The following is a 14594-nucleotide window of genomic DNA, read 5'->3' as shown; positions in this document are numbered from 1 at the left end:
CCATCAAGCCCGGCCACTAGGACCAATTTTCTGGAATTAAGGTCACAAAACCCTGTCGCCAGCGACGTTGCCGCCGTCGATGAACCGGGTTATACGCAGACCAACCCAACCCGTCAACACCGGTTTTGATTTTTTTTGAAAGAAAATTCGCCCCACTTTCGTGGCAGTGGATATTAACCATTCGCTAACCATGAAATCCCAAGGATTTCCTCAATTTCATCCGATTGGCGCGTTTCCGAAGCCCATCAGCCGCTGCCCGGCATCCACCACCAGCGTGTGTCCGGTCACCTGTTTGGCCCCAACCAGATAGATCACCGCATCAACCACATCATCAGGCCCGAGGCCCGGCCCCATTGGCGTCAGCTTCTGCCTAGCGTCAAAGTTTTCCTGGGTCTGGTCACTCGGCAGGATCAGGCCCGGAGCGACCGCATTCACGCGAATGCCCCTGGGTCCCAGATCGTAGGCCGCCAGACGGGTCGCCCCGTCGAGCGCAAACTTTCCGCAAAAATAGCTGAACCGTTCCGGGGACGCCGACAGCATCTGGGTGTCGAGCATGTTCACGATCGCGCCGCCTTCCGGCAAGGGATCCTGGTTGGCGAATGCCTGCATCAGGAATACCGGCGCGGCCGCATTGACGTTCATCAGGAACTGCCAGGTATCGATCGTCAGGTCAGACAAGCTGTCTGTGTTGAATGCGGATGCGGAATTCACCAGCACCTCGACCGGTCCACCCAGTGCAGCGGCCGCGTCCTCGATCAGGCCACCGGCCGTTTCCGGCCGGCTCAGGTCTTTCCGCAAGAGTGCGGCCTTGCCGCCCTCGGCGATAATCTCGTCATGAAGCTCCTGCGCACCCTCGGCAGAAGAGTTGTAATGCAGGCCCATGGCATAACCCTCATTCGCCAGCCCCCTGGCGATGGCCTTGCCGAGCCGTTTGCCGGCCCCTGTCACCAGTGCGATCCTGTCGGTTGCCATATGCACTCCTCCGGTTGGCTCGGGTTTGTCTCGGCTTGCTTCTCAAGAAGCAGACTCTAGGAAGCGGCCTGCGCCTCAGGCAAAATCTTGCAGGTTCAGGACCGGCTGCACGCGTGGCACTTCATGGCTGCGCACCAGGTTTGCCCTCGACATGACGGCCAGAGTTGCCGCGCTGGTCTGCGCCACCCGAACTTCATCACGGAACAGATACACTGCCCCGGTCAACTGCACGGTCACCGGCCAACCGAGTTCCCGCAGGCGGAACGACTGGAGAATACTGTCGGTCTGATACCGGATCCGGTCCGGCCCGTCTGGCAAGTGCAGCGCAAAGCCGAAGCCGGGGTCAACCCACAGCCGCTCGATCCCGGCTTCCGTGGCCAGATGGACCCTCTCGCGGAAGAATGTGAGCTGGTGATCGAAGATATCTTCAGCCGGCGGCAGGTAATCGTCGGAACGGGCGTTCTTGCCCGGCGTGTAACACAAAACAATACCTGCTTGATGCTTCGCAATCGCCTCGTAGAAGGCCGGGTCGTCAACGCGTCCCGTAAGATTGACCACTCCTGCTCCGGCCTCCAGCAGGGCGACGCCCACTTCCGGATGATAGGTTTCAACGGAAACAAGAATGCCTTCGTCGGCAAGAGCCTTTACGACCGGACGCATGCGGTCGATCTGCCGCTCGGCCGCGACGATGTCCGCAGTCTCGCCGGTCGACTCCGCGCCGATGTCAACCATCGCCGCCCCCTCCAGCGTCATGCGCCGACCACGATAAAGCGCCGCTTCGAAGGTATGGCAGACCGTTTCGCGATAGGTGCTGTCCGGTGACAGGTTCAGGACGCCCATCTGATAGGTGCGGTCCTCGAACCGCCGGCCGAACTTTTCAAATTCGAAGGTTCGGATCGGTGCTTCGAGAGCATCGCGATATTTGAGCCAGAGAGGCAGCAGGCGATCGGCGGAAATCATGTGAGGCGGGGCTCCCGGTGTCGAACCTCTTGCCCGGAAATGCCGGGCGGGATCAGGCAGGTTTCAGGGCAGATAGGAAAATGCGGTGAGAGGGCAAGGTCAACGGGACGGCCGGCGGCGCTTGATGCGAATGCCGACACCCCCGGCTTCCTCAAAGATGTCCGGCTTGGTGACCTTCACGCTGACGCCTTCAACCAGCTCATTCGTCAAAACGAAATCCGCAACGGCTTCAGCCCAATCCTCGACCAGGTCGATATGACCGCCGGAGGCAGCCTTCTGCAGGATGAATTCGACCGCGTCGGCATAGGAAACAAACGCACCCGTTTCGCGCACAATCCGGCGATAGCCGGTAACGGTCTGCATTTCGATATCGAAGCAGACGGTTTGTGTCCGGTTTTTCTCGCTGTCCAGAATGCCGATCTGCGTCGCGACTTTCAGTCCTTCGATGAGGATGACATCGTGCCCGTCCTCTTCAAGGGTATCGACATTCTTTTCCATTCAGGTCTCCGGGATCTCGGGCATGACCGGTGCCATCGCCATTGCCGTGAAGTTTCTCAGCAGATGGATGTAATCGGATACCGCGCCCGGTCAAGGTTGTTGCCTTGCCCGAATGACCTATTCAGCCGCCGCTTCGACTGTGTCCAGAATATCAACCGCCCGGGTCACACCGCGCAGCTCCGCCAGTCCCCGCAACCGGCCGATCGCCGGATACCCGGGCGTCGAGGTTCCACTGAGATCGTTCAATATGCGATGCCCATGATCCGGCCGCATCGGGATCCACTTACCCGTTTGTCGTTCCATGCGCCGCAGTGCACGAATGATGGCGACCATATCGACGTCGCCCTCAAGATGCGCATCTTCGCGGAAACTGCGGGGATCCTGCTCGCGCCTGGTTGCCCTCAGATGGGCGAAATGGATCCGCTCACCCAATGCATCGATGATTTCGGGAATATTGTTGCCGGCACTGACACCAAGCGACCCGGAGCAGACGGTAAAGCCGTTTGCCATTGACGGGTTCATGCCGGCAATTCGCTGCAGATCACCGAGCGATCCGACAATTCGCGGCAAACCGAAGAGAGACCTCGGCGGGTCATCCGGATGGATGGCCAGGACGGCACCCTCCTCCTCGGCGGCCGGCACGACGATTTCAAGGAAGTTCTGAAGGTTCCGGAAAAGCTCTTCCCGGCCGATACCGCGATAAGACGCGAGGCGGTCCCGGAATGTCTCCAGCGTGTAGCTTTCTTCCGAACCGGGCAGTCCTGCAATGATATTGGCGGTCAGCCTGTCCCGCTCCTCGATGGACATCCGGGCAAAGCGTTCCTCGGCAAGCGCAATATCGGCAGCATCATAGTCCGCCTCAGCGCCCTCCCGCTGCAGGATGAACAGATCGAAAGCGGCATAGGCCGCGAACTCGAACCGCAGGGCGGTTGCACCGTCTTCCAGTTCGTAGTCGAGATCCGTCCGGGTCCAGTCCAGCACGGGCATGAAATTGTAGCAGATCGTCCTGATGCCCTGGCGCGCCAGGGCGCGAACCGTCTCCGCCCAGTTTACCGCCCACTTTTCCCATCCGGGCGCCCCGGTCTTGATGTCCTCATGCACCGGGATGCTCTCGGTGACGACCCATTCCAGGCCGGCTGCCTCGATCATGCGGCGGCGGGACGCGATTTCCTCTTCCGGCCAGAAGGTGCCGTTGGGAATGTCATGCAGGGCGGTGACGATGCCGCGTGCACCTGTCTGGCGGATATCCCTCAGGGAGATGGGGTCCTGCGGTCCGAACCAGCGCCAGCTTTCGATCATCGCCTGAAGTCTTTCTTGTTGTTATCGCTGCAGCGTTTTGTGTTTGGGGTCTTGCGTCTGGCGCACATGATGCCCGGCGTTCAGGGCGCGGCCTGTGCCGGGGTATAAAGGTAACCGTCGAAATCAGGGTCGCCGACGTCGGAAAGCTCAAGCAGGGTCAGGCGGACGTTTTCCAGGTGCTGCCACATGGCAAGGCGCGCCTTCTCGGAGTTACGGTGGCGCAATGCCTCCAGAATTTCGGCGTGATCATCCAGCCATTTGGCCCGGTAGCTGAGATCGAAGATGCGGTCATGCAGCCGAGCCCACATGGAACTGTTTTCACGCTTGTTCCAGAGGTCTTCCACCTGGTCCACCAGAACACTGTTCTGGGTTGCTTCGGCGATCTGCCGGTGGAACTGCCGGTCGGCGGTGTAATCTTCCTCACCGTGCTCGATCGCCCTGCGCTCCAGATCAAGCGTCTCCCGCAGATGAATGATGTCGCTTTTGGTGATCGTGTTGGCGGCAAAGCCGGCAATGCTGCTTTCCAGGAGTTGGCGGGCCTGCAGCAATTCGAAGGGGCCGTAGTCTGCTTTCGGAATATGAAGCGAAATCTTCTCGCCGGCGGCCACATAGCTGCCGGACCCCTTGCGCACATCGAGATAGCCCTCGATTTCAAGAACGATGAAAGCTTCGCGCACCAGGGAGCGGCTGATACCGAGTTCGACCGAAATCTGTCGCTCGGTCGGAAACTTGTCGCCGGGCCTGTAGCCCTCCTCCTCGATACGCCTTGCGAGAAGTTCGGCAATTTCCTGGTACCGGCGCTTTGCAGCATCGCTGGTCATGAGGCCTTCCTTGCACCCTCCCCGGCAGCTGCAATCTCGCGATAATAGTCGGCCAGGATATGGAATGCTTTTTTCTTGGTTTTCTTGTCGGCGGCAATCAGCCCCTTGTGGTTATAGCCGTTCTGGAAAATATTTTGGCGCCGCTCAACACGAAAATCGTAAAGTATCCACGGCGACATGCCTTTGATATATCCAAGTTCGCGCAGAGTTGCGATCTGCCTGATATAGACTTCGGCCATGTAATCTTCGCTGAAGAGGCCAGACTTCGGACCTTTCTCACCGATAACGCCGTCAGCACCCGTTTCCGAAATCACCACCGGACGGTCCGGGTCCGAGTTCTCCCCGATCGCGGCAAGGTCATCGAAATTCTCTTCATACCAGCCGTAATATTCGTTGAGGCCGATGATATCGATATGCGCCGCGAGCCTGTCCTCGATCCGGTTCCGGGCGTGGTTCACCAGACAGGCTGCGGAAGTCAGGCGGGTCGGGTCGAGACGTTTGCAGGTTTCGGCAAGGCCTTTCATGAAGGTAAGCCGGGCATCCGTGTCAGGATTCTCGTTTCCCACGGACCAGATGACGACACTTGCCCGGTTGCGATCCCGCTTGATCAGTTCCGACAACTGGTTTTCAGCATCGCGATAGGTTGCCGGATTGGCAAAATCGATGGCCCAGTAGACCGGGATTTCCTCCCACAGCAAAAAGCCGAGTTCATCAGCAATCTGAGCCGCCCGTTCGTGATGCGGATAATGTGCAAGACGCAGATAGTTGCAGCCCAGTTCGCGCGCATGGGCAAAGCGGCGGCGCAAATCATCCTCATTTGTCACCTTGCCGAGGATTGCATCGTCCTCGTGGACGGAAATCCCGCGAAGGAACAGAGGCGCCCCGTTCAGCAGAATATCCGTGCCGCGGCGCTCGATCTGGCGAAAACCGATCCGGTCGTACACACGGTCTTCGCCGCAGGTGACGCTGACATCATAAAGGACGGGCGTTTCCGGGCTCCATAACTGCGGCCGGGTTGAAATGTCGAGCGTTCCCTTGCCGTCCGCATCCAGCACAATTTCTTTTTCGATGCCAAGCCCGGGAATGGAAAGCGTCACATCACCAGCCGGCACACCGTCGACGGTGACTTCGGCTCGCAGCGTGGAATATGTGCCGTCCGGCACAAGGTGAAGAAAGAAGTCCTTGATAAGGGTCTTCGGTGTTTCGAAGAATGACACTTCCCGATAGAGACCACCGTAGTTGAACCAGTCGGTATTGCGCATCGGCACCCGGTCGCGTGTCCGGGTGTTGTTGACGCAGGCCATGATCCAGTTGCGGCCGGTCTTCAATTTGCCCGTCAGCTCGACGCAGAAAGGTGTCGACGCACCGTAGTGGTTGCCAAGGAACTCGCCGTTCAGGAAGATCTTGCAGTCATAGCTCGCGGCACCGAACCTCAGAAACTGGCGCTTGGAACTGTCCACCGTCTCCATGTCGAGAGCCCGCGTGTACCAGGCACTGCCTTCGAAGAAGTACCACTTCTCCTTCATCATCGCCCAGTTGGACGGAACCGGCACCGTTTCCCCCATGTAGGGATCATAGTCCCAGGGTTCAGTGCGGTTTTCCGGCGCCTCCGGCAGCATGGCGAACCATTTCTGCCGGAGGCCGGTGTCGAGCAGATCGACACAGAAAGTCCAGTCGCCATCAAGGCTTTCCGATGCCCGCCCACCCATGAAGATCAGGCCGTCATGACACAAGGACTGCGTGTTGAAGGGCACGTCATAGTCTTCGTCATGCAGCGCCTGCAAGGCGTTGTCGGCGAGATGGGAGCGTTCGAGCATCGGTCAGGTCTCCGGCGGGACTTTCAGGTGTTTTCAGATGTTATTGCGCAGCTGCCTTGATGCGCTTGATCAGGTCGGCAACGACCGGAGACTTGGCCGCCGCTTCCTCATGCATCGGCAGGACCGCTTCGATGAACGGGCCCTTTTCCACTTCAACGAATTCCACACCGAGTTCGCTCTTCGCGGTCTCGACCGCTTCCGCACTCATGGCATCCCACTGCTCGCGGTGGAAATCCATGGATTCACGTGCGGCCGTGCGCATGGCTTCCTTCTGCTCGTCGGTCAGATCGTTCCAGGAGCTGGTGGAAATCATCACGACGGACGGGATCATGGTGTGGCCGTCGTCGGAATAGAACTTGGAAACCTCGCCGTGACGGGCGGAAGTAAGCGCGATCGGGTTGTTTTCAGCGCCATCGACAACACCCTGCTGCAGGGCGCTGTAAAGCTCGCCCCAGGCAATCGGGGTCGGGTTGGCACCGAGCAGCTCAACCATGCGAATGGCGGACGGGCTCGGCTGAACGCGGATCTTCATGCCTTTCAGGTCGGCCGGGGAATGGATCGCCTTGTTGGCGTAGAAGGAACGTGCGCCCTCGATGTAATAGGCAAGGCCGATGAAGCCCTTGTCCTCGGACGAGGCAAGAATGTCCGCGCCGATGTCATTGGTCAGAACATCGTAGTAGTGGTCGGCACTGACGAAGATGTAGGGCAGGTTGAGCGCACCGTAGGATTCCTCGAAGGCCTCCAGCTCGGATGCGTTGGAACGGGCCATGTCCAGGGAACCGTTCTGCATCAGCTCCATGGATTCACGCTGGGTACCAAGCTGGGCGTTGGCATAGATGCGGATTTTCAGATCGCCGTCTGTCAGCTCTTCAACGCGCTCGGCCATGAACTGCATCGACTTGTGCAGCGGATGGTCTTCCGGGTTGTTGTGGTTGAGGCGCAGCGTCTTGGCGCTGGCGGCAGAACCCAGAGCGACGACACCCGCGGCAAGAACAGCCGCCAGCTTAACGAATTTCGACATGATTTCCTCCCAATTGCAGCCTTGGCCGCAGGACTTGCGTTCCGTGCCGGAACGGATCGGTTGGCCGCGGGACTTGCAAGGCCAGACCGCCGCGGATGAGGAATTGTTCGTCCAATTTTCAAAATCAGTCAACCTTTTTTGGAAAATTGGTTGACCAATTTAATTTCCTGACGCATGTCTTAAAGTGTCGGAGCCCACGCCGCGCCTGTTGCCGCGGCAAGAACGAGGCCTGCGCGGGAGGAATATCGTGACAGTCATCACCAGAGGCGTGGACATGGTCCTGCGTCTCGTCATCACCATCGCCTTCGCCGTCCTGGTTGCCTGTGTCGTCTGGCAGGTCGTCTCGCGCTACGTGCTGCAAAGCCCGAGCACGGTGACAGATGAAATGGCCCGCTTCCTGTTCATCTGGGTTGCTCTGCTGGGCGGGGCTTACACCTTCGGCCAGCGACGACACCTTGCCATCGACCTGCTGCCCGTCATCACCACCGGCATCCTGCGCCTTCTTGTCAATGTCGGCATCATTGCCGCCATCGCACTCTTTGCAGGGGTCGTGATGGTCTACGGCGGGCTCGACCTGGTCAGCCGGACGCTGGAAACCCAACAGGTATCCCCGGCGCTGCGCCTCCCCATGGGCCTCGTCTATATCGCGATCCCGTTCTCCGGGCTCTGCATTCTCTACTACTGCCTGACATTTCTGGCCGACCTCTTTCGCACTGGCCGCGGCCCGAACGAACAGAAAGGTACCGCCAGCGTCGGCGGCCCTCTGGACTGAAACCTGACCGGGAACGAGTAACTTCATGGATATCCAATCTGTCCTCGTCCTGTTCGGGACATTCGCCTTTCTGATGATCCTGGGCGTACCGATCGCCTTCGCCATCGGTCTTGCCGCTTTCGCCACCTTCCTGCTGTTCATGTCGTTCGACCAGTCGGTCTATATCGTCGCGCAGCAGGTCGCCTCCGGTCTCGACAGCTTCACCCTGCTGGCCATTCCGTTCTTCATTCTGGCGGGCAACATCATGAACCGGGGCGGCATCGCCATGCGCCTGATCGAGTTCGCCAAGGTTCTGGCCGGCCGCCTGCCCGGCGCGCTTGCCCACTGCAACGTCATCGCCAACATGATGTTCGGCTCCATCTCGGGCTCCGCCGTTGCCTCGGCCGCCGCTGTCGGCGGTGTGATGTCTCCGCTTCAGAAGAAGGAAGGCTACGATCCGGCGTTCAGCGCGGCGGTCAACATCGCCTCCTGCCCGACAGGCCTTTTGATCCCGCCGAGCGCAACCTTCATCGTCTATTCGCTGATTACCAACGGCACCTCCATCGCGGCCCTGTTCGTTGCCGGATACATTCCGGGCATCCTGATGGGGCTCAGCCTGATGGTCGTCGCCGGCATCATTGCCAAGCGCAGGGGATACCCGGTTGCCGAACGGCCCAGTGGCCAGGAAGTTATCGCCAAGACGCTGGACGCCATGCTGCCACTTGGCCTGATCGTGATCGTCATGGGCGGCATCATCGGCGGCATCTTCACCGCAACCGAAGCTTCAGCCGTTGCAGTTGTCTATACGCTCTTCCTGGGCGTGATCTGGTACAGGGAAATCTCGCCGCGCGAACTTCCGGGCATCATCCTGGAAAGCGCGGTGACAACATCCATCGTGCTGCTGATGATCGGCTGTTCCATCGCCATGTCGAAAGCGATGGCCTTTGCGGATATCCCCTATTCGATCTCCGACACGCTGCTGAGCCTTTCTGAAAATCCGCTCGTCCTGCTGCTGATCATCAACCTGGCGCTGCTTGTGGTTGGCACCTTCATGGACATGACGCCCGCATTGCTGATCTTCACCCCCATCTTCCTGCCGGTGGTGGAAGATCTCGGCATGGACCCGGTGCATTTCGGCGTCGTCATGACCTTCAACCTGTGTATCGGAATCTGTACACCGCCGGTGGGGTCGGCACTCTTTGTCGGCTGCTCGGTCGGCGGGGTGAAGATCGGCCAGGTACTCAGACCCATGCTCGGCTTCTACGCGGTGCTGGTCGCTCTCCTGCTGCTGGTCACTTACGTGCCTGCCCTCAGCCTGTTCCTGCCGCGCGTTCTCCTCGGCTACTAGGATCTGTCATGAAAGCCCTCAAAAACTGGCGTTACCTGGGCCGCTCCAGCGCCGGGATCGCACTTGAAGTCGAGAACCGGCACCGCCTGGTGGTCAAGGTTCTCGAAAATGCGCTCATCCGCGTTGTTCTTCTGAAGGACGGGACCTATCGTCTGGACCGGACCTGGGCCATCGCACCGGAAGGCGACGTGCCGTTCGACGGCCGCGCGCGCGACGACCTCGCAGGTTTTTCCTGCCCCGACTTCATGCTGGAAGAGCAGGGCGGCAGGCTTGTCTTGGAAACGGAAAACCTGCGCCTGACCATCAATACCCCGCTTGCCTTCGTCTGGGAAAGCCGGCCCGCTGCCGGCGAACCCTGGCAGGAGATCGCCCGCGACCGGCCCCAGGACGCCTACATGATCGGGCGCCGCGACCATCGCAATCATCATTTCATGCGGCGAAACCCGGATGAGCGTTACTACGGTCTCGGTGAAAAGGCCGGTGGTCTGGAGCGCACCGGCAGGCGCTTCGAGATGCGCAATCTCGATGCCATGGGCTACGACGCGCAAACCACCGACCCGCTCTACAAGCACATTCCCTTCACCATCACCGACAGGGGCCGGCTCGGCGCAGTCGGGCTCTACTACGACACGCTGGCTCCCTGCTGGTTCGACCTCGGCAACGAGAAAGACAACTACCACCTGCCTTTCCGCGCCTTCCGCGCCGCCGATGGTGACCTTGACTATTACTTCAGCTGGGCACCGAGCGTTCTGGATATCGTCAAGCAGCATCACCGGCTGACGGGCGGCACCGCCTTCATGCCGCGGTGGGGGCTTGGGTACTCCGGCTCGACCATGGCCTATACCGATTCCGAAAATGCACAGGAACGGCTGATGGAGTTCCTTGGCAAGCTGTCGGAAGAAGACATGCCATGCGACAGTTTCCAGATGTCGTCGGGCTATACAGCCATCAAGGGCAAGCGCTACGTGTTCCATTGGAACACCGACCGCTTCCCCGATGTCGAGACCATGACCCGGGCCTATGCCGAGGCCGGCATCAACCTCATCGCCAATATCAAGCCGGTGCTTCTGGACGACCACCCGCTATTCAAGGAAGCAGCCGAGGCCGGGCTCTTCATTCGCGACAGTGAAACCGGCACACCCGAGCAGTCACCTTTCTGGGACGGCTATGGTTCACACCTTGACTTTACCAACGAGGACACCGTCCGCTGGTGGCAACAAAACCTGAAGGACAAGCTCTTTTCCAGGGGCATTCCCTGCACCTGGAACGACAATAACGAATATGAGGTGTGGGACGACGAAGCGGTCTGCGCGGGTTTCGGAAAACCGATACCGGTCAATCTGATCCGTCCGCTGCACAGCCAGCTGATGACACGGGCCTCGTTTGAGGCCCAGGTTGCCCACCAGCCGAAAAAGCGGCCCTATCTGATTTCCCGCTGCGCCTGCCCCGGCACGCAACGCTATGCCCAGACCTGGACGGGCGACAATTTCACCAGCTGGGACACGCTGCGCTGGAACATTCCGATGGGCCTCGGCCTCAGCCTCTCCGGCTTCTACAACATCGGCCACGATGTCGGCGGCTTTGCCGGCCCGCGGCCGGAGCCGGAGCTGTTCCTGCGCTGGGTACAGAACGGCATTTTCCATCCGCGTTTCACGATCCATTCCTGGAACGACGACGGCACCGCCAACGAAGCCTGGATGTATCCGGAAATAACGCCGCTCGTACGCAACGCGCTGAAGTTTCGGGCGCAGCTGATCCCTTATCTTTACGGCCTGCTGCACCGTGCCGTGACCGAAGGCGAGCCGATGCTGCGGCCTCTGTTCCTGGATTATCCGAACGACCCTGCCTGCCGGGAGGCTGAATTCGACTTCCTGCTGGGCAGGGATCTTCTGGTCGCGACAGTGGTCGAGGAAGGCGCAACGTCGCGGCGCGTCACGCTGCCTGCCAACGAAGAAGGCTGGTGGGCCTTTGACGGCAGCAACTGGTATGAAGGCGGCCAGATGGTCGACGTTCCGGTGGCTCTCGATACCATTCCGCTGTTCGTTCGAGGCGGTACAGTGCTGCCGATGGCAGCCGAAAACCTGAGGTCGACACCGTCTTCCGACACCTTGCGCACGTGGCGTATCTACCCACAGCCGGAAGAAACATCGGACAGGCACTCGCAGTTTTATGACGATGACGGTGACACGGTGGACGCACTGGCTGGCGAGAGCTGTTTGACCCGGCTTTGCCTCTCCCGGACAGGGGTCTCAGTCCATCTGGATTGGCAAATATCCGGCAACTGGCAACCCGCCTTCGACAAGGTCACCCTTTGGCTGGCCGGTGCCGGCACGTTGACCGCCAACGGAACCGAGCGAAAAACGGGCGATACAATCGACTTCACGGTGAGCCAGTCATGAGCAGCGTCGGTCACTTGGTTGAAACGGTCGACTACGACCGGACAAAGCTGCGCATCCGACTGCTGCACATCGGCTTTGGCGCCTTTGCCAAGGCACATGTTCTGGTGTTTCACGACGAGATGCTGCGCGGAATAAAAAGCGACTGGGGTGTCGCGGTTGCCCGGCTCAACTCCGGTGCGGACGAACTCACCGGTCTTGACGAGGCGGACGGACTTTTCACTGTCGGCGAGATGTCCGGTGACGACCTCTCATTGCGCCAGGTCGGCGCTATCTGTGCGACGGTCCACCCCAAGCGTGATGGCGTCGATGCCTTGCCGAACCGGATCGCCGATCCGGATCTCGCCGTGATCACACTGACAATCACCGAGAAAGGGTATTGCCTGAAGGACGGCAGGCTGGATGAAGACAACGCCGGCATCCGGCAGGACCTTGCAACGCCAGATGCCCCTTCCACGGCCATCGGCGTGCTGGTGGAAGGTCTGCGGCGGCGACAGGCAGCAGGTCTCGCCGGTTTGACGATCCTGTCGTGCGACAATCTTCCCGCCAACGGCGAGCTGTGCCGCCGTGCGGTTCTGGATTTCGCCGCGCGGCTCAACCCGGATTTGGCAGAATGGATCGAAGGCAATTGCACTTTCCCCTGCTCCATGGTCGATCGCATCACACCGGCAATGACCGACAGTTCGTTCGCAACGCTTGACGACGCACTAGGTCACGCCGACCGGAACGGTATCCTGTGCGAGACCTTCCGCCAGTGGGTAATTGAAGACCGGTTTGCCGGCCCACGTCCGGACTGGCATCTGGCAGGTGCTGAATTCGTTGAAGATGTGGCGCCGTTTGAAAACATGAAACTTCGGATGCTGAACGGCAGCCATTCGTTTCTCGCCTATCTTGGGGCGCTGGCAGACAAGGAAACGATTGCCGACTGCATGGCCGATCCGGCCTTCCGGCAGGCAGCCCTCACCCTGATGCTGAACGAACAGGCCCCGACGCTGTCCGTGCCGGACGGTGTCGATATCAAGGCCTATGCCGAAGCCCTGATTGCCCGGTTTGAAAACACCGCGCTTCATCACAAGACCACCCAGATCGCTTCTGACGGCAGCCAGAAACTGCCGCAACGGCTGTTGGCACCGATCCGGCAACATCTGAAGGGCAACAGCCCCTGGCCGCTATCGGCACTCGCCGTTGCCGCATGGATGCTCTATTGCCGCGGTGTTTCAAGAACGGGCGCCTCGCTGCCGTTGAACGACCCCCTGTCCGCAAGGATTGGCACCATTGTGCAGGAAACGGACGGCAACGCGTATGTCGACAGGATGCTGTCGCTCTCGGAGGTTTTCGGCGACGACCTGCCAGGATCAGCGGCCTTTAGCAGCACAATCAGATCCGCTTACCAACGGCTGCAAACCTCGGATATAGCCTCAGTTCTGAAGGCCTAGAGACCTGCGGAAGAGCCAGGCGGCTTCTGCAGGAAACCGCCACTAGTCCCTGACGAGCCGCAGGGTCCTGGGCTGCTCGGCAGGTTTCAGTCCGGACAGTTCCTTGCAGCGCTCGGCAGCGGCTTCAACCGTGCGGCGGGCGAGATCCTGAATGCCGTTCTCGTCAGCCATGAACTCCAGCATGCCTGCTTCGGTCGTGCCGCCTTTGGACGTCACGGCGACGCGGAACCCGGTCGCATCCGCGTCCGGCTGCGCAAGCATGCGCCCGGCGCCGGCCACTGTGCGCACGGCCAACTCATGAGCAAGGTCCTCCGGCAGACCAAGGCGTGCCCCTGCCGCGGCAAAGGCCTCGGCCATGGCAAACACATAGGCAGGCCCTGCACCGGACAAGGCAGTAACCACCGGCAGCAGGTCTTCGTCCGGCAATTCAACAACCGAGCCGAAGGCGGCAATCAGCTTGAGGGCTTCCACCTTCTGGCTGGCAGTCAGCGCCTCGTTGGCAACAAAGGTCGAGACAGCAGAGCCGACCGTTGCCGGCAGGTTGGGCATCGCGCGAATGATTGGCGTTCCATCCGGGAATTGCTTTTCCAGCACCGAAATCGGTTTGCTGGCCGCAATCGACAGGATCACCGTTTCGCCACCCCCGAAGGAGCCGAGCGGTGCCAGAACCTTCTCCACGATCTGCGGACGAGTGGCGATGACAATCGCGGCCGGAGACGCCGGGAAAGGCTCGTTGATGTTGACGCCCGCCTGGCTTTGCAGCCAGCCGGATGGTCGGGGATCGCGCACGTAGATGGAACCGGCAGGCATTCCCTTTGCCAGCCAGGCTTCCACCAGAGCCTTGCCCATGAAACCGCAACCAATGAGGCAAACGCCTCTTTTCGCCAATTTGTCCATAATCATGCGTTCGCAAATATTCAGGTCTTTGCGCTAATAGAATGCTTTCCTGCACCACTCACAAGTCTTAACCGGTCGATACTGGTAATTTTTCCTTTCCTCCAAAATTCGCTTTAGAGGAATGGAGTTGAGGAATTCAGTTTACTTGACGTTTTTCCTTATAGACGAATGACGTAAGGAAGCTTGCCAGTAGAGCAATATCGATATTTATGACAAGCCCCGCTAGGGAAACACCCCAACAAGACCAGTCATTCTCTACGTCACCTCAGCCGACAGTCACGCACCCCAGGTGTCGCTGAGCTTGTAGCCGCCCGGCCAGGGGTCGCTTGGGTCGAGCATGTGTTGGTGAATGCAACTGAAGAGACAGTCTTTAGAATG

At 59.7% G+C, this 14594-nt stretch carries 12 protein-coding genes; 4 read left to right on the top strand and 8 right to left on the bottom strand.

The window, feature by feature from the left end; all coding sequences use genetic code 11:
* Positions 1-216 precede the first annotated feature (216 nt).
* The 7 genes from J7447_RS30225 to J7447_RS30195 form a co-directional block, all read right to left on the bottom strand.
* Entirely contained in the window at positions 217-972 is a 756-nt protein-coding gene (locus J7447_RS30225) for an SDR family oxidoreductase (protein ID WP_209171741.1), read from the bottom strand.
* A gap of 75 nt (positions 973-1047) precedes the next feature.
* The gene (locus J7447_RS30220; protein WP_023000157.1) at positions 1048-1932 is read right to left on the bottom strand and encodes a dihydropteroate synthase; all 885 of its coding nucleotides are present in this window, start codon (positions 1930-1932) and stop codon (positions 1048-1050) included.
* Between the two features lie 99 nt (positions 1933-2031).
* Positions 2032-2430, bottom strand: a complete 399-nt coding sequence (locus J7447_RS30215) for a dihydroneopterin aldolase (protein ID WP_209171740.1) — start codon at positions 2428-2430, stop codon at positions 2032-2034.
* 117 nt (positions 2431-2547) lie between these two features.
* Positions 2548-3729 (bottom strand): mannonate dehydratase, encoded by a 1182-nt coding sequence (gene uxuA / locus J7447_RS30210; protein WP_206911101.1) that lies wholly within the window; start codon positions 3727-3729, stop codon positions 2548-2550.
* A gap of 80 nt (positions 3730-3809) precedes the next feature.
* Entirely contained in the window at positions 3810-4550 is a 741-nt protein-coding gene (locus tag J7447_RS30205; protein WP_062486875.1) for an FCD domain-containing protein, read from the bottom strand.
* A complete protein-coding gene (locus J7447_RS30200) occupies positions 4547-6367 on the bottom strand; it encodes a glycoside hydrolase family 2 TIM barrel-domain containing protein (protein WP_209171739.1) in 1821 nt (606 codons plus the stop codon). The genes J7447_RS30205 and J7447_RS30200 overlap by 4 nt, the downstream gene beginning before the upstream one ends.
* A 40-nt stretch (positions 6368-6407) precedes the next feature.
* Positions 6408-7388, bottom strand: a complete 981-nt coding sequence (locus J7447_RS30195) for a TRAP transporter substrate-binding protein (RefSeq protein ID WP_031269012.1) — start codon at positions 7386-7388, stop codon at positions 6408-6410.
* A gap of 247 nt (positions 7389-7635) precedes the next feature.
* On the opposite strand from J7447_RS30195, the gene J7447_RS30190 reads away from it, so the two are divergent.
* Genes J7447_RS30190 through J7447_RS30175 form a run of 4 tightly spaced genes read left to right on the top strand, consistent with a single transcriptional unit; the run spans position 7636 to position 13319 of the window.
* The gene (locus tag J7447_RS30190; protein WP_209171738.1) at positions 7636-8160 is read left to right on the top strand and encodes a TRAP transporter small permease; all 525 of its coding nucleotides are present in this window, start codon (positions 7636-7638) and stop codon (positions 8158-8160) included.
* Positions 8161-8185: 25 nt separating this feature from the next.
* On the top strand, positions 8186-9487 hold the full coding sequence (locus tag J7447_RS30185; RefSeq protein ID WP_023000150.1) for a TRAP transporter large permease: 1302 nt from the start codon (positions 8186-8188) through the stop codon (positions 9485-9487).
* Positions 9488-9495: 8 nt separating this feature from the next.
* On the top strand, positions 9496-11886 hold the full coding sequence (locus J7447_RS30180; protein ID WP_209171737.1) for a TIM-barrel domain-containing protein: 2391 nt from the start codon (positions 9496-9498) through the stop codon (positions 11884-11886).
* The gene (locus tag J7447_RS30175) at positions 11883-13319 is read left to right on the top strand and encodes a mannitol dehydrogenase family protein (RefSeq protein WP_209171736.1); all 1437 of its coding nucleotides are present in this window, start codon (positions 11883-11885) and stop codon (positions 13317-13319) included. The genes J7447_RS30180 and J7447_RS30175 overlap by 4 nt, the downstream gene beginning before the upstream one ends.
* A 42-nt stretch (positions 13320-13361) precedes the next feature.
* Here J7447_RS30175 and proC read toward each other — a convergent pair whose 3' ends face one another.
* The gene (gene proC / locus J7447_RS30170; RefSeq protein ID WP_267480473.1) at positions 13362-14216 is read right to left on the bottom strand and encodes a pyrroline-5-carboxylate reductase; all 855 of its coding nucleotides are present in this window, start codon (positions 14214-14216) and stop codon (positions 13362-13364) included.
* Positions 14217-14594: the final 378 nt, after the last annotated feature.

This window comes from Labrenzia sp. R5_0 (assembly GCF_017743835.1).
Classification (GTDB): Bacteria; Pseudomonadota; Alphaproteobacteria; order Rhizobiales; family Stappiaceae; genus Roseibium; species Roseibium algicola.
The sequence above is the reverse complement of the archived record's forward strand: the minus strand, read 5'-3'. Positions and strand labels throughout refer to the sequence as shown.